Origin of the sequence: Serratia sp. H1w (assembly GCF_000633355.1) — a bacterium.
GTDB lineage: Bacteria > Pseudomonadota > Gammaproteobacteria > Enterobacterales > Enterobacteriaceae > Chania.
Genome location: NZ_AYMQ01000019.1, coordinates 55,276 through 71,260, shown reverse-complemented (window position 1 = coordinate 71,260; position 15,985 = coordinate 55,276). Strand labels below are relative to the sequence as shown.

Below are 15,985 nucleotides of genomic sequence, written 5' to 3'. Positions count from 1 at the left end.
ACACATTGAATACTTGACCCATATCTGCTCTGAAGTCACCAATGGGCACCTCCATGCGCATTCTTCCGAAATGGCAATCGAATATTTCCGGATGATCCTTGATAAATTTTTGAAGATCCTTTTCGAGCGTTGAGTCTCTCCCTAAAAGTCGGCAAAAATTCATAAATTTTAGCTTCATTGTCGTTTTTGAACTGCTAGCTGGCATAAGGGATAATAATTTTCGTTCTAGCTGTTCGTCTTTGGAAAGAGCTTGTTTATGCGTTATTTTACTTACGCTATCAAATTGTACAGGTGGTATTAGTTCTCCGTGCCCCCTGGCAAGAATCTTTACGTCAGACTCATCGAAATTTCCGACGACTACCGCTATTATTGTATCAATCTTCAATGCCCTATAGGCACAGTAAATTATATAATCATCATCCATTGTGAGATGACCATTCTCTTCATAGAGTAGAATTTCAGCGAGAGGAGCTCCCCACGTAGCAACTTTATGCATAAAACTTTCTATCTCACTTTCAGCTATACTGAGAGTATAATCAATATCGCGTGGCCGAATACGACTAATTGCAATGCTGATACGGGTACATGGAGTTGTTCCTTTGAAAGCTTCAGCGATGAGTTTGATTAAGTAGTCATTCTCAGCGGGTTTCGAAACTCGAATGTCGATAATACGATCCGTATCAATTGGTGGGTATCTATAATCGCAATATGCAGCTAGGCAATTAAATGCCAAGGCAAGGTAATTGTCATCAAAAAATACTTCTTTTCTTACCTGAATATACCCGTTATTGCTCATTTTCAATGCAAATGGTTCAGGGCTTACAGCGTTAACTCTGAACTCAAGTCTCGATACTTTTCCACCAAGGTCACGAGAATTAAATCCGGTTACAGAATAAACTCGTCCCCCATCTTTGAGGGCTTCTCTTTGAAACAGAAAACCTATAGACTCATTTTCATAATCAGTGGATACAAAAAAGAATTCGGGGATAGGATAGTGCTCAAGTGCGTACAATTGTTTTAACGCAGCTTTACTTGTTGGCAACTGATCAGATGGCGATACATAGTCTTCCTCTAAATAAAGCAGCGCGTGGTAAATGTCACCTGATAAGGGATTATCCTGATATTTTTTCAGTGTCCATGTGGTGATTTCTTCGTCAGTCGCCGTGCGCTCTTCACCGGAGGTTATCTCCAAAAGCATTGCTTGCCTCAATGCTCCCAGCAGCGGTTGTGCTTCTTTGGAGCCGGGTAAAGTCTGTACGTTGCGCTTACCTTTGCTAGTGTTATGACGTTTAGCTTTTCTGACATCCATAGGTCCATTTTCCGTTATCAGAGGGGCTGTAGGCTACCAATCCCGACGCGATGATAGATAGATGTTCAGGTTTACTAATTAATTTTCCTACTTATATACTTAGGATTCAAGAGTGAACACTTGCCTCAGTTATGTTTGGTATTTCGGAATGCGCTGAGGTAACCATGGCAAGGCGTCATGCTGGATTGGATTTTAAACCCTTCCCATACTCATTCCAAGTGATAAAGAATTTGGGGAATAGGGCTCTAGGTGATCCTGACCTCGATGCGCCGTTTCGTTATACCTTTGGTTTGTGTATCGTCAAACGACCTTTGGATGGAATGATAAGTGACATTATCTAATTGTCGGCCTTGATTGGCTGGAGAGCTGGAGTTGCGGTAGGTCAGTAGCCCTGCACAGGATTACTCGTCTGGAAATGATACGAATGTTATCCGCTTTGTGGTATTTGTCACGTGTTTAATCGGAGTCATTATAGCAATGCCTACATGTCTTAGCGACACTCGCCATCTACGATGGAAGCGTGCGTTGTTGATTGGGCAACTAGTCGCTATTGCAGTGAGGATAATGATCATTTATTTTGGGAATATATCTACGGTATTAGCAACGGTCAGTATAAAAGCATATAAAGCTGCGTAAATGCGGTTTTTTAGCAGTCTGTTATATTTTTTTGGCAAAACCCTCCATCAAAATATAGGTCGCCTCTTTACGCGTATGCTGGTCAATCAATGGCACCAGACGCCGAAAGTGTTCGCTAGCGCAGTGCGCATCCAACGCTGCGCGATCGGGCCATTCTTCGATAAAGATAAAGTGCCCGGCATCCTTTTGGTCGACGTACAGATCATAAGCGATACAGCGAGGTTCCTTTTTGGTGGCCGCAACCAGTTCTTGGTAAAGCGGTAGCACGATCTCTATCGCTTCAACCTTGATAAAATCTTCAGCAATGACTTTCAGCATTTCTATTCCTCATCATCCACTTTTACGACCCGAGTATTGCCTAGATTGAGTTCTTGCCCTGCATGGCCAATCAGCCTCATGCGAGGTATGGGCTGCCCACTGTCAACTTCCACTAAACGTGAATAATCCTCTCCTGTGGCAAAAAGATGGTCCTCTCCCCATTGGCGCAGCGCGACGATAATCGGGAAGATCTCGCGGCCTTTATCGGTCAGCACATACTCCTGATAAGCGCTGCCATCGGCGGCTGGGCAAACTTGCAAAATGCCCTGGGCCACCAGCGTACGCAGGCGGGTGGAAAGGATATTTTTTGCCATCCCGAGGTTTTTTTGAAACTCACTGAATCGGCTGATGCCATCAAAGGCGTCGCGGATGATCAGCAATGACCACCAATCCCCTAATACATCCAAGGTGCGTGCCACCGGGCATTGAGCATCCTCAAGGCTTTTACGCTTCATTGTCCAGCTCCTTCATTATTCTGGTTGCATTATAAAACCTCTTTAACTAAAGTGCATTGGGTTTAATAATAAAACCACTTTAGTGAGGCACAGGATGAGTGATAAACCGCTGGCAACGATCCGCGCGCAGTCCGCCGAACCCTTGCCCATGTCATTGGTGTTGCTGCTATCAGCGGCCTGTGCTTTCAGCGTGGCCAACGTTTATTACGCACAACCGCTACTTGATGCCATTGCGGCTGATTTTGCTATCAGCCTGGCTAGAGTGGGGATGGTGATCGCGGCGACTCAGATCGGCTGTGCCTGTGCGTTGCTATTGGTTGTTCCGCTAGGCGACAGGTTAAATCGCCATCGCCTGCTGGCGGTGCAGCAAATCCTGTTGATCGCCGCACTGCTGATGGTCGGGATTTCGGGCAGTAGCTTAGTACTACTGGTCGCGATGTTGCTGGTTGGGCTATTAGGTACCGCGATGACGCAGGGATTGATTGCCTTTGCCGCGACGTTAGCAACGCCACAGGAGCGTGGGCGCGTAGTTGGAGCTACACAGGGTGGGGTGGTGATTGGTTTGTTGGTGGCGCGCACTCTCTCTGGTGTGCTAGCAGATATCGGCGGTTGGCGTACCGTCTACTTTTTCTCTGCGGCGATCACCCTGATATTGCTGCCTATTCTGGTAAGTTTGCTGCCAAAGCAGCCTGCCTCTGAAGTGAAGCTAAGCTACTGGCAATTACTGCGCTCCATGTTGAGCCTGCTGCGTCACGATTGGATCTTGCAGGTACGCGGTATGCTGGCGCTTCTGATGTTCGCAGCATTCAGCATCTTCTGGAGTACGTTGGTGCTTCCCTTGAGCCAGCCCCCATTCCTGTTTTCTCATTCGGCTATTGGTGCGTTCGGACTCGTCGGGGCACTCGGTGCGCTAGCGGCGATGACGGCCGGGCATCTGGCCGACCAGGGCTGGGCGCAGAGAGCAAGTGGAGCCAGCCTGTTATTACTGGTTTTCGCCTGGCTACCTTTGGGCCTGATGGGCCAGGGGATCATTTACCTGATTGGCGGTATCATCTTGCTGGATCTGGCAGGGCAGGCGATCCATGTGCTTAATCAGAGCATGATTTTCACTGCACATCCGCAATCCCACAGCCGCCTGGTGGGTTGCTACATGTTGTTTTATTCCGTTGGCAGCGGGCTCGGGGCCTTTGCCGGTAGCCATATTTATGCCTGGGTGGGCTGGCATGGCGTTTGCTGGCTGGGTGGTTCGGTCAGCCTGGCTGCGTTGCTGTTTTGGTGGCGTACGTTGAAATACTGACCCTCTCTGCTCGATTTCCCATACCCCAATCCTCTGTTCATGGCTGCTGCATGCTGGCTCGTACATAGGGTAATGCTGCAGCCATGCTCACGTTTTGTCCTTTCTCGTTCACGCTGATCACGCTCAATAAGTACGTTGGTTTATTAACTAATTGATATTTTTGGTATTTTATTTTTTTTGAAAACCGGTCACTGAATTACTGTGATGAGTGACACAAAAAATAGACAACGCGGTTGAAGCTAGGGGAGGGTGGGTATAGGTTGTACATAACTTGAATATGGTTGTACATAGACAACCACTACCAACACTAGATAACTAATTAATCAAAACGTCTATTGATGAAGGTGTATTCATGATCGTAACCGCCAGCCTCGACAATGAACTGATGTTGTTAAAACATGCCGATGTAGATCGGCAACAGCTTTTTCGTGAGATAAACCAGATCCTCACGGCACGCGATATGGTTTTACCAAGCTATCTTGATGCCTTGATCGCCAGGGAAGACAACAATCCGACGGCCATGCAGTTGGAAAACATGGGCGTCGCTATCCCGCATGTGGATATTGAGCACATCAAGGAAGAAAAGCTGGTTGTTGTTACCTGCCCGGAGGGCATGGAATTTAAGCAGGCCGAAGATCCTGACTTGACCATGAAGGTTCATGTTATTTTTTTCCTGCTGCTAAAAGAAAAAGATGCGCATATTGAATTCCTGATGAAATTGATAGGCCTGTTCAGACAAACCGACAAAATGAATTTAATTTTGCAATCAGATTCAAAACAGGAAGTTAAAGAAATACTGCTAGCCTCCCTACAGTAGTAAAAATAATTATATCTACTTACCTATGTACCCGGAGTGAATTATGAACAAGAAAATCATTTTTGCCTGTACCAGCGGGATTGCAACTTCTGCCGTTGCCACCGAAAAAGTTGTTCAGTATTGCAAAAGTCAGGGGATTAATGTCGACCCTATTCAGTCTAATATCGGCACCATTGGCAAACAGGATGAAATGGCCGATCTGATTATCGTCACCTCGGCCGTTAAAGTGAATTTAAAAACGCCGATTATTAATGGGCTACCATTATTAACCGGCTTTGGTGAAGAAGAATTACTGGAAAAAATCGTCGCTATCCTCAAAAAATAAAGGACCATGGCCATGATGGAAAAAATCTTTGCCGCAGTCCAATTTGTTTTAGGGCTGGGGCCGACAATCATGTTGCCGATTATTATTTTCATAATGGCAATGTGTTTGCAGACGGGGTTTAGTCGTGCACTACGTTCCGCTTTAACCATCGGAATGGGATTTATTGGTATTTTCCTGGTATTTGGTTTGCTGATCGATAACTTAGGGCCAGCAGCCAAAGAGATGGTCAGCCATACGGGGATCGATCTGCCAGTGGTTGATCTGGGGTGGACCCCGCTTGCTGCTATCGCCTGGGCATCGCAGATTGCGCCCTTTGTCGTTCCGATGACGATCGGTATCAATATCCTGATGCTGACGCTCAACTGGACCAAAACCGTTAACATCGACGTCTGGAACTTCTGGCATTTCTCGATGGTTGGCGCAATGGTCTACGGCGTGACGGGCAGCTTCATGTTCGGGTTGCTGATTGCGGGCATTACCGCTGCACTTACCCTTGTCATGGCGGACTGGTGTGCGCCAATGATCCAGAAGTACTTTGATCTGCCAGGGATTTCGCTGCCAACGCTGTCCTCGGTCATCTTCTTCCCTATCGGTGTACTAGGCAATTTAATCCTGGACAAGATCCCTGGGGTTAACAAGCTTAACGCCGACCCAGAACAGATCCAGAAGCGATTTGGCGTGTTTGGCGAGCCAATGATGCTCGGGGTGATCCTGGGGGCCGGGATCGGGTTACTGGCCGAGTATGATCTGAAGGGCGTGCTCAATCTGGCGATGAGCCTGGGTGCGGTGATGTTGATTATGCCGCGCATGGTCAAAATGCTGATGGAAGGGCTATTACCCTTGTCTGATGCGGTGAGAACCTTCTTGCGCAAGCGCTACCCTAACCGCCACGACTTGTATATCGGGCTGGATATTGCGGTTGCGGTGGGACATCCTTCGGTTCTGTCTACGGCGTTGCTGTTGATGCCTGTTGGCGTTTTGCTGTCGGTGATACTGCCAGGTAACAGGCTGCTGCCTTTAGGTGACCTGGCCAACATCTGGGTGCCGATTTCAATGGTGGTGCTGGCGTGTCGTGGCAACATTGCCCGGGCCTTTATCATCGGCATCCCTTGCCTGGCAATGAATCTGTATGTGGCTTCTGCCGCCGCCCCAATCCTGACCAAGATTGCCAAGGGGATGAACTTCCCGATCAATACGGACGGTGAGATTTCCAGCCTGCTGGATGGTGGTAACCCTTATCGGTATTGGGCTGTGCGTGTTTTTGAAGGTAACTACCTGGCTATCGCTTTAATTCCGGTGATCTTCTTACTCTGCATGTGGCTATATCGCGTCACTAAAAAGCAACTGCAAGACGAAGAGCAAGCCGAAGATAGTGCCAATGCCACAGAAACTACCTCTGTGAATTAACTCCCTGGCCTGAGGTAGCGGCGGTCGCTATCTCAGGCAGGTCAGAAAAAATTAAGGGGAGTGTGATGTACACGATAGGAATCGACGTTGGTACGACAAACTGTAAGGTCTGTTTGTTCCAGATCCCTACATTTGAGTTAGTCAGTCAGCACAGTTTTAAAACGCCAAAAATCGTTGATGGGGACTTCACGAATTTTGATATGGCGGCGATTTGGTCAGGCATTGTTAATGCCTTACAACAGGTGTCACAGTTATTAGATTCGACGGAGTCAGTGAGTGCGATAGCGGTTGCCAGTGTGGGAGAAGCCGGTGTTTTGCTCGATGAAAACGACAGTATTATCGGGCCAGTATTAACCTGGTTCGACACGCGGCCAAAATCGCAGTTAGCAGCAATTACTGCAGCGTTAGGTTATGAGGATATTTATAAAATCACCGGTATTCCGGCTCATCCAAACTACAGCGTAAATAAAATAAAATGGTTACAGCAGAATATCCCCGGAGCCATTAACGCCTGCAAATGGTTATGCCTGGCAGAATATATCGCCTTTAAGCTGTCGGGGGTAAAACGTTCAGAGTATTCGCTGGCCTCGCGCACCATGGCGCTTAATGTCGAACATAAAATGTGGGACAGCCAACTGATGAGTAAAGCAGAAATACCCGCAACGTTGTTCAGTCCACTGGTGTATGCGGGAACGTCGATAGGACAGTTAACGGCAGAGGTCTGTGAGTTGACTGGGTTATCTGCCATCACTCAGGTTGCCATTGCCGGTCATGATCACATGTGCGGAGCGGTAGCCGTTGGGCTAACCAGTGAAGAACAGATCCTCAACTCGACGGGCACCACCGAAGGTTTGCTGGTCGTGACCGAATCGATTAATACCACGCGGGAATTTTTCCAGGCCCGCGTCTCGAATGGCGTACACGTTCAGCAAGGTATGCACTCTCTTTATGCTTCCTTGCCATCGGCAGGATATGCCATTGAGTGGTTCAGGAACCTGTTCGAGTTGGACATGGCGGCATTTCTGTGCCTGGTCGATGCTTTGAGCGAACCTGATGAAACCGCCACTAATCTCGATGGGATATTTATCCCCCACCTGCGTGGCAGTGGCCCCCCGGACCGCGCTACCTGGTCAAAAGCCTTGATATATGGTTTGGACGATCAATCGCGGCCAAAAGATATCTTGCGGTTTATCTTTCAGGGGCTGTGTTTTGAACTTAAAAACCTGCTGGATACCTACCAGTCGTTGACCGGCAAGCCTTATCCGGTGGTTAATGTGATTGGTGCCGCCAGTAAAAATCCCTACTGGCTGCAATTGAAGGCCAGCGTTCTGAACCGCGAAGTGATTGCCTACAACATTGAGGAGGCCGTGAGCAAAGGCGCAGCGATGCTGGCGGCTAAGGCGGTGGGTGTTGATATCAGCCACGTTGAGGTGACCAGCGATGAAATGCTCAGCCGCTATCAGCCTGTACCGCAAGACGTTGACCGCTATCAGGCTCTTTACACCGAAGTTTATCAGCCACTTTATGGTTCCAAGATGCTCGCAGAGCGTCGTCGTTATGGAGAAATGGCATGAAAGCCAGTGTTTACTACAGCAAGAATGATATCCGCTATCAGGATGTCGATCTGCCAGAATTGGGCGAAGGCGATATTCTGGTGAAAATGAAGTCCTGTGGCCTGTGTGGTACCGATATCCATAAAGCACAGCATCAGACCGTTACTGGCCCGATTATTCTGGGGCATGAGGTTTCTGGTGAGGTGGTGAAGGTTGGCCAGCAGGTTACCCGCTTCAAGCCTGGCGACCGTGTGGTCACAGCTATCCATGTCCCCTGTTTTGGATGCCATTATTGCGATCGGGGTTACTTCACCCTGTGCGATCAATTTAAGAAAACCAATCTTGAGCCCGGCGGTTTTTGCGAGTTTATACGGGTACCGCGGCTGCACACCGAGCATCTGACACATAAAATTGCCGACGACCTGGATTGGGATCGCGCGGCGATGATTGAGCCGGTGGCCTGTTGCCTGCACGGGCTGAAGTCCGCGCATATTCATGCCAAAGACAGCGTGTTGGTGATGGGGTCGGGCACCATTGGCCTGATCAGCGCACAGCTTTCCGCGCTGAAAGGGGCCTCGACGGTCATCGTATCGGACCTGTCACGCTACAAGCGCGAGCTGGCGTTAAAGCTGGGGATTACCCATGCCATCGATCCTGCCAAGGAGGATCTCGAGTCACGGGTCAACGAGATCACCGCAGGTAAGGGGGTTGATGTGGTCGTTATCGCTGCTGGGGTTTCCGCGTTACTTCCTCAGGCGGTCAATGTATTACGGCGTGGGGGACGGGTGATTGTCTTTTCACCGTTTGATAAAGATCCGGTGGTTAATATTGATGCCGGTCGCCTGTTCAGGGATGAAATCTCGATCATCGGCACTTACTCTCTCACGCCTTATGAAATGAAAGAGGCCATCGAGATTGTCGAGAAAAACAAAATTAATGTCGTGGATATGATCACCCATACCTGGCCCTTATCGGCGATGGCCGAAGCGATTGAGTTTGCTGCCAATCCAGAAAATGATGTGCTGAAGGTGATTATCAAAGCGGATCAATGATGGCGCGGAAAGGTGGAGTGTCGTAGTGAACGCACCCTGCAATTTCCTTAAGCAGAGCTGTAGTCAGAGGCGGTTTTGCCGCCGTTGGGACTCATTCTTGGTCCGAAAGTGTGATCCGGATCGTCTGGAAATGCTTACAAATGAGCCGGTGTTGGCGTAACTTGTGCATAGTTGTATATAGACGATCTTCACACTGACGAGGAACCACATATGAAGACTATTCTAAAAGATTCTGAAGTGCCGTTGTACCTTCAGGTCTCTGAGTGGATAAGGGAAAACGTATATAAAGGCGAGCTTGGCAAGGGCGATCGCATACCTTCGGAAAACCAGATCATGGAGATTTTGCAGGTTAGCCGTGGAACGGTGAAAAAAGCGGTCACCATGTTGGTGAAGGAAGGCATGTTGGTGCAGGTTCAGGGCAAAGGCACCTTTGTTAAGAGCGAAAATATCTCTTATTCGTTGGGGGAAGGGCTGCTGTCATTTGCGGAATCTTTGGAAAGTCAGCATCTGAATTTTACCACCAAAGTGATTGCCTCGAGTGTAGAGAAAGCGACCAAACACGTTGCCGATAAGCTGAGAATTGAGGTCGGCGCACCAATTTTTTACCTGAAGCGCGTGCGTAGCGTTGAAGGTGAGAAAGTCATGCTGATTGAGAACCGTATTAATATTCAGCTCTGCCCAGGCATTGTGGATATCGATTTTAATCAACAAAACCTGTTCCCTTCGATCGAGAAATTGTCTGAGAGAAGGATCAGCTTTGCCGAAAGCCGCTATGCGGCAAAAATTGTCGGCAGTGAACGCGGCCATTATCTGGAAGTCAATGAAGATGCGCCCGTATTGCATTTGGAACAGTTAGTATTCTTTGAAAAAGATCTGCCGGTTGAATTTGGCAATGTCTGGCTCAAATCCGATAAATATTATTTAGGTACCCTTCTGCAACGAAGATAGAGGACAATGCTATGCCATTAGTTAACGGTAAAATCCTGCTCGATCGTATTCGTGAAAAACGCGTGCTGGCTGGCGCATTTAATACCACTAATCTTGAAACCACCATCTCGATCCTGAACGCCATTGAGCGTTCAGGGTTACCCAATTTTATTCAGATAGCGCCGACTAATGCGCAACTCTCTGGCTATGATTACATTTACGAAATCGTGAAACGTCATGCCGATAAAATGGACGTACCGGTTAGCCTGCACCTCGATCATGGCAAGTCGCTGGATGATGTCAAGCAAGCGGTTCGCGCAGGGTTTACCTCCGTCATGATTGATGGCGCGGCATTTTCCTTTGAAGAGAATATCGCTTTCACCCGTGAAGCGGTGGATTTCTGTAAATCTTTCGGCGTGCCGGTAGAGGCCGAGCTGGGGGCGATTCTTGGCAAAGAAGATGATCATGTCAGCGAAGCAGATTGCAAAACAGATCCGGACAAGGTGAAAACTTTTGTGGAACAGACCGGTTGCGACATGCTGGCGATTTCAATCGGCAACGTACATGGCCTGGAGGATATTCCTCGCATTGATATCCCGCTGCTTAAACGCATTGCCGAGGTATCACCGGTTCCGCTGGTGATCCACGGGGGATCAGGAATTGATGAAGAGATCCTGCGCAGTTTTATCAACTATGGTGTGGCGAAAGTGAATATTGCCAGTGATTTACGTAAGGCGTTTATTACCGCAGTGGGTAAAGCTTATGTGAACGACAATAACGAGGCCAACCTGGCTCGCGTCATGGCTTCGGCAAAACATGCTGTAGAAGACGATGTCTATGCCAAAGTGTTAATGATGAATAAAGGCCATAAAGGTCTGCGCCAAGCCTCCTGAATTCCTGATTAGAGTTTGAGATAACCATGATTAAGCAAAGTGTCAAAGTCATCAACAGCACGGGACTGCACGCGCGCCCAGCGGCGTCTCTGGCGAAAATCGTCAAGCAATACAATGCGTCGCTGATGTTAGTCAACAACGGTAAGGAAACCGAAATCAAAGGAATGATGAGCATTTTGGGCGCTGGAGTAAAAGGAAATAGCGTGATCGAACTGGTTTGTCATGGACAAGACGAGCTTGAGATGATGGGGGCATTGCAAAGCGCATTTGCCGATGGTTTTGGTGAAAAGGAATAAATGCCAATCTGCTGAAACCTGTTTCAGTTAGTCATATTTTGCAGTGCTTATTGCTACCGATATTAATAACGATTTTCCTTGGGGGAAACTATAAAGTGACCCTTTGGGGTTAATACGCTCGCGCCCTGAATAACGGTAAATTCAGGGCGTGGCTATTAACCATTCGTCTGCTTTAAACCAGAGGTCCAAATGAAGGCGTTAAATTTATACGGCAAACAGGATGTAAGATATGAAGAGGTCGCGATACCGGCGATTGAAAATGATGACGATGTGTTGATCAAGGTACAGATCGCCGGGATTTGCGGTTCGGATATCTCGCGATTTGGCAAGATCGGCTCTTATAATCCGGGGCTGACCTGGGGGCATGAGTTTTCCGGCATTATTACTGCGGTGGGGAGTGGTGTTAAGTCATTGAAGGTGTCGGATCGCGTTATCGCCTGTCCATGCTTTCCCTGTTATCAGTGCGAATTCTGTCAGCAAGGCAGCTTTGCAAAATGCACTCATTTGCAGGTGTTGGGTGGCCATAAAAAAGGGGCTTTCGCCGAGTATATTAACGTTCCCGCCGCTAATGTCATCAAGATCCCGGACGCGATGGATTATGAGACGGCAAGCTTGATCGAACCCTCCTGCGTGGTGGTGCACGGGTTTAACCAAATCAAGATCAAGGCTGGCTACCGGGTCGCCGTCGTTGGTTGCGGCACCATCGGTTTGCTGGCAGTGCAGTGGGCCAAAGCCTTTGGCGCCGATGAGGTCTATGCTTTTGATACCGACGACGGAAAGCTGGATATCGCCAGGGAGACCGGCGCGGACCACGTCTTCAACGTTACCGAAGCTGATTATTTGCAGCGGTTTATGGCTCTGACCAACAACGCTGGATTAGAAGTGGTCGTAGAATCCTCGGGCAATGCTGCCGGTATAGCGAATGCAATGCCATTGGCGATGAAAGGAGCAAGCGTGTTACTGCTTGGCATCCCTTATGGCGATGTGGCGTTTCCCAGAGAGAATTTTGAAAAAATCATTAGAAATGAGCTAACGCTTGTCGGCTCGTGGAATTCTATCTCCGCTCCTTTCCCTGGGCGTGAGTGGCAGACATCGATAAATTATATTCATAAGGGACGGATAAACGTTGAGCCGTTAATCACCCAAAGGATCACCTTGCAACAAGCCCCTGAGCTATTTCCAAGGCTTTATGGTCGAGAGCTCTTTTCTGTTAAGGTTTTAATGACGATAGGGGAGGGGGAGCCTCATTCTGCCTGATAAAACCGCATCTATCGCTGCGGTGAATGCAGCAAATAATACTCTTCACCCCCGTCGCAGCCGGGGGAAATGGTTTGCCAGCCGTGTTTGTGGTAGAACGCCAGCGCCTTGGTGTTGTTTACCAGGCACTTGAGCGAGCCGGTAGCGGTAAAGGTTCGTTCGGCGGCGTGCAACAACGCACTGCCGACTCCCTGTGGCGGCTGGAGAGGATCAACATACAGGTTATGAATAAAATTATCGGCGCGGTAAATCGTGACAAAACCCAGCAGACTGCCATCCTGCTCTGCTACCCAGATCTCTTCCCCTCGCGTTGAGCGATCAAAATCTTCCAATCGGTAATGTTGCGTCTCACGCCAGGTAAAGGCGGCCTGGCGCGAGGCCAGATACAGGGCGCGTAGGCGTGGGCGGTCAGGTTCTTTGAAGGGTCTTATTAGCATGGCAACTCCAGATTATTTCCTGCAACTATAGCCGACAATCAGTTCATTTCCACGCTGGTACCCAATCGTTGAGCCAACCCCTTGGCTCCCGCCCGCATCACCGCACCATGGTTCCAGCGGAATAACGGTGCGGCCAGCGGTGCCAGGCAATTCATCCACCAGATAGTGGTACGGACGTGCCAGGTGTAGTGCGCAAGCGTGTAAGCCCCGTCCGCTTCTAACATCCATTGTCCAACGCCTTCGACTTCACCGCTGGCTTGCCCCTCCAACAACTGCAACGGTACGATATTGATGATATGCATATCGAAGCTAATACGATAAGGGAGAACGCCTTGCCAGGTGTAGCGATGTAACGCCCCAATGCCTAGTTCATCACCTTTTTCAATTTCGACCACCTGTAACAGATTTTTCCACCAGCTCGGCCAGATATCGGGGTGATAAAGGATATCCCACACCGTTTGCAGTGGGGCTTTGATGCGCCAAGTGTGGGTTAATTGGTATTCCGCCATAGTTTGCGATCAACCTTAAGGGTTAAAAAAGTCGGTGGGAAAATGCAGGTTGAACACCATGGCATCCATCACTACGGTTTCCAACAAGTGGTCGTCGGCTGCATAGCTGATGACTTTGGCTGGGAAGCCATGACTAGCCTCTAACCAAACCTCATAACGATGCACGCCGAGGATACTAATCCCTGCCGGGCCAACGATGGCAACATGCAAAACGGTTTGTCCTGCCAGATTTTCCTGGCCTACCACGGTAGTTTTCCCCCCATGCTGGAGGTAGCGAATATTACGTAGCAAGGTGCCGACGTCTGCTTGGTCTACGCGATGGCCGTTGGGCCCTTGTATCAATGAATTACTTGGCGACAGGCTCACCACCGGAAGCGTGCCAATACCGAATGGCCATACGCGAACCTTATCGCTACCGGGATCGTAGATCAGCACGGCACCGCGATGAGGCTCGGTGAAATCCATCCGCGCATAGCCCGACTTGCGGTAACTGTAACGCACCTGTGTGCGATCGCCTTGGGACGATCGGGAGTCGATTCTGAACTGGTATGTACTAATCTGCGCCAACTGCTCTTGTGCCAGAATAAACGGATCCGCTGGCAATGGTATTATGGGAGAGGCATTGGCGCTGGTGATCAAAACCATTGCCAGTAGCCATTTATGGCCGAATAACGGGTTGATAATCTTCTCCCAGTGGACGCAGAGCCAGAAAAGGCTGCCCTCATCATTAAATATAGGTTCTGGATCACAGACGATAGCGGTTTAATTTAGCAACGTTGAAAACATCAACATATTCAAATTATTGTGGTTTTTTCACGGCTTTCACGACTTGGTAAAGAGATAAAAAAGGCCTCATCCCTCTCGGTCTGAAACCTTGAACCATCGATCATGCGTCAGTATTTACTTCACGTCGACCTGATAGAAAATGTGTTTGCCGAACGGATCGATTTCGTACCCGGTCACTTCTTTGCGCACCGGTTCGAAAATGGTTGAGTGGGCAATCATCACCGCAGGCATCTGGTCGTGCATCATCTGCTGGGCCTCTTTGTAGAGTGCCACGCGTTTCTCGTGATTGCTCTCGGCACGCGCTTCCAGGATCAGCTTGTCAAACGGCTGGTAACACCATTTTGACGAGTTGGAACCGCCATTCGCGGACGTGCAGCTATACAGCGGGCCAAAGAAGTTGTCCGGATCGCCGGTTGCCGTGGTCCAGCCCATCAGTGCGGCCTGATGCTCACCGTTTTTCACACGGGTCAAATACTCGCCCCATTCATAAGTCACCACTTTCGCCGTCACGCCCACTTTCGCCCAGTCGGCCTGGATCATCTCGGCCATGCGTTTGGCGTTCGGGTTATACGGACGTTGTACCGGCATCGCCCACAGATCGATGGTCATGCCGTTGGCGAAGCCGGCTTCTTTCAGCAACGCTTTGGCTTGCTCCGGGTCATAGTCGTAATCTTTCAAATCGGCGTCGGCACTCCACACGCCCGGAGGCAGCAGGTTTTTCGCCGCGGTTCCGGTACCGTGGAACACCGCCTCGATGATCGCCGGTTTATTGATGGCCAGCGCCAGCGCCTGACGAACCTTCACGTTATCCAGCGGAGCTTTCTGGGTGTTAAACGCCAGGAATCCGGTGTTCAAACCCGCTTTTTGCATCAGGTTGATGTCTTTATTTTCCTTCATGCGCGGCAGATCGGCCGGGTTAGGGAACGGCATCACCTGACATTCATTTTTTTCCAGCTTGGCGTAGCGGATCGACGCGTCCGGCGTGATGGAGAACACCAGACGGTCGATTTTCGCCTTGCCCTGCCAGTAGTCTGGGAACGCGGCAAACAGGATGCGCGAGTCTTTCTGGTATTGCTTCAGTTCAAACGGCCCGGTACCAATCGGATCCATATCCACACGTTCGGGCGTGCCCGCTTTCAACATGCTATTGGCGTATTCCGCAGAGAGAATGGAGGCGAAATACCAGCCTAAGTCGGCGACAAACGGCGCTTCCGGATGGGCCAGCGTGAACCGTACCGTATGGTCATCAACTTTGTCGATGGCGGTGATTAACTTGCCAAACTCCAGGCTTTCGAAATTGGAGTAATTACCGTTGGACACGTTGTGATAGGGATGATTGGCATCCTTCTGGCGCATAAACGAGAAGATCACATCGTCGGCGTTAAAATCGCGCGTTGGTTTGAAATATTTGTTGCTCTGGAACTTCACCCCTTGGCGCAGATGGAAGGTATACACCTTGCCGTCTTCGCTCACGTCCCAGCTTTCCGCCAGGCTAGGTTGCAGCTCGGTGGTACCTACTTTGAAATCTACCAGACGGTTATAGATCGGCACCGCGCTGGCATCCACGCTGGTCCCGGAGGTGTAGAGTTGCGGGTTAAAGTTTTCTGGTGAACCTTCTGAACAATAAACCAACGTTTTTGCTGCTACCCCAGAGCTTATTGAGAGCGCTGCTATGGTCAGCGCAAGCTTTGTAATTTTAATTATCATCACT

At 49.3% G+C, this 15,985-nt stretch carries 17 protein-coding genes; 10 read left to right on the top strand and 7 right to left on the bottom strand.

Annotation, left to right across the window (positions count from 1 at the left end; translation table 11 throughout):
• From U869_RS0103880 to U869_RS0103870, 3 genes are all read right to left on the bottom strand, one after another.
• Positions 1-1,309: hypothetical protein (locus U869_RS0103880; RefSeq protein WP_025121987.1), on the bottom strand; the 1,309-nt coding region annotated here is incomplete at its 3' end.
• 657 nt (positions 1,310-1,966) lie between these two features.
• Positions 1,967-2,263: a putative quinol monooxygenase gene (locus U869_RS0103875; RefSeq protein WP_025121986.1), complete on the bottom strand. Its 297-nt coding sequence runs from the start codon at positions 2,261-2,263 to the stop codon at positions 1,967-1,969.
• Between the two features lie 2 nt (positions 2,264-2,265).
• On the bottom strand, positions 2,266-2,718 hold the full coding sequence (locus U869_RS0103870; RefSeq protein WP_025121985.1) for a helix-turn-helix domain-containing protein: 453 nt from the start codon (positions 2,716-2,718) through the stop codon (positions 2,266-2,268).
• A gap of 94 nt (positions 2,719-2,812) precedes the next feature.
• Here U869_RS0103870 and U869_RS0103865 point away from each other — a divergent pair, with 94 nt between their 5' ends.
• From U869_RS0103865 to U869_RS0103820, 10 genes are all read left to right on the top strand, one after another.
• The gene (locus U869_RS0103865; protein ID WP_029987877.1) at positions 2,813-4,015 is read left to right on the top strand and encodes an MFS transporter; all 1,203 of its coding nucleotides are present in this window, start codon (positions 2,813-2,815) and stop codon (positions 4,013-4,015) included.
• A gap of 352 nt (positions 4,016-4,367) precedes the next feature.
• Positions 4,368-4,832, top strand: a complete 465-nt coding sequence (locus U869_RS0103860; protein ID WP_025121984.1) for a PTS sugar transporter subunit IIA — start codon at positions 4,368-4,370, stop codon at positions 4,830-4,832.
• A gap of 43 nt (positions 4,833-4,875) precedes the next feature.
• Positions 4,876-5,157, top strand: a complete 282-nt coding sequence (locus U869_RS31790; protein ID WP_025121983.1) for a PTS sugar transporter subunit IIB — start codon at positions 4,876-4,878, stop codon at positions 5,155-5,157.
• Between the two features lie 12 nt (positions 5,158-5,169).
• Positions 5,170-6,564 carry a PTS galactitol transporter subunit IIC gene (locus U869_RS0103850; protein ID WP_304412816.1) on the top strand — a complete coding sequence of 465 codons (1,395 nt, stop codon included), beginning with the start codon at positions 5,170-5,172 and terminating at the stop codon, positions 6,562-6,564.
• A 65-nt stretch (positions 6,565-6,629) separates the two neighbouring features.
• The gene (locus tag U869_RS0103845) at positions 6,630-8,138 is read left to right on the top strand and encodes an L-fuculokinase (RefSeq protein WP_025121981.1); all 1,509 of its coding nucleotides are present in this window, start codon (positions 6,630-6,632) and stop codon (positions 8,136-8,138) included.
• Positions 8,135-9,169, top strand: coding sequence for a zinc-dependent dehydrogenase (locus U869_RS0103840; RefSeq protein ID WP_025121980.1), 1,035 nt, complete (start codon positions 8,135-8,137; stop codon positions 9,167-9,169). The genes U869_RS0103845 and U869_RS0103840 overlap by 4 nt, the downstream gene beginning before the upstream one ends.
• 210 nt (positions 9,170-9,379) lie before the next feature.
• Positions 9,380-10,117, top strand: a complete 738-nt coding sequence (locus U869_RS0103835; RefSeq protein WP_025121979.1) for a GntR family transcriptional regulator — start codon at positions 9,380-9,382, stop codon at positions 10,115-10,117.
• An 11-nt stretch (positions 10,118-10,128) separates the two neighbouring features.
• Complete coding sequence (locus U869_RS0103830) at positions 10,129-10,989, top strand: class II aldolase (protein ID WP_025121978.1); 861 nt, start codon at positions 10,129-10,131, stop codon at positions 10,987-10,989.
• A gap of 26 nt (positions 10,990-11,015) precedes the next feature.
• Entirely contained in the window at positions 11,016-11,285 is a 270-nt protein-coding gene (locus tag U869_RS0103825) for an HPr family phosphocarrier protein (RefSeq protein WP_025121977.1), read from the top strand.
• A gap of 189 nt (positions 11,286-11,474) precedes the next feature.
• Positions 11,475-12,542: a galactitol-1-phosphate 5-dehydrogenase gene (locus tag U869_RS0103820; RefSeq protein WP_025121976.1), complete on the top strand. Its 1,068-nt coding sequence runs from the start codon at positions 11,475-11,477 to the stop codon at positions 12,540-12,542.
• An 11-nt stretch (positions 12,543-12,553) separates the two neighbouring features.
• On the opposite strand, the gene U869_RS0103815 is transcribed toward U869_RS0103820, so the two are convergent.
• The 4 genes from U869_RS0103815 to U869_RS0103800 all read right to left on the bottom strand — a co-directional run bounded on the left by U869_RS0103815 (position 12,554) and on the right by U869_RS0103800 (position 15,981).
• Positions 12,554-12,979 (bottom strand): GNAT family N-acetyltransferase, encoded by a 426-nt coding sequence (locus U869_RS0103815; protein ID WP_025121975.1) that lies wholly within the window; start codon positions 12,977-12,979, stop codon positions 12,554-12,556.
• 38 nt (positions 12,980-13,017) lie between these two features.
• Positions 13,018-13,488, bottom strand: a complete 471-nt coding sequence (locus U869_RS0103810; RefSeq protein WP_025121974.1) for an SRPBCC family protein — start codon at positions 13,486-13,488, stop codon at positions 13,018-13,020.
• A 15-nt stretch (positions 13,489-13,503) separates the two neighbouring features.
• Entirely contained in the window at positions 13,504-14,133 is a 630-nt protein-coding gene (locus U869_RS0103805) for a hypothetical protein (protein ID WP_051588678.1), read from the bottom strand.
• 255 nt (positions 14,134-14,388) lie between these two features.
• Positions 14,389-15,981 carry an ABC transporter substrate-binding protein gene (locus U869_RS0103800; RefSeq protein WP_025121972.1) on the bottom strand — a complete coding sequence of 531 codons (1,593 nt, stop codon included), beginning with the start codon at positions 15,979-15,981 and terminating at the stop codon, positions 14,389-14,391.
• Positions 15,982-15,985 lie beyond the last annotated feature (4 nt).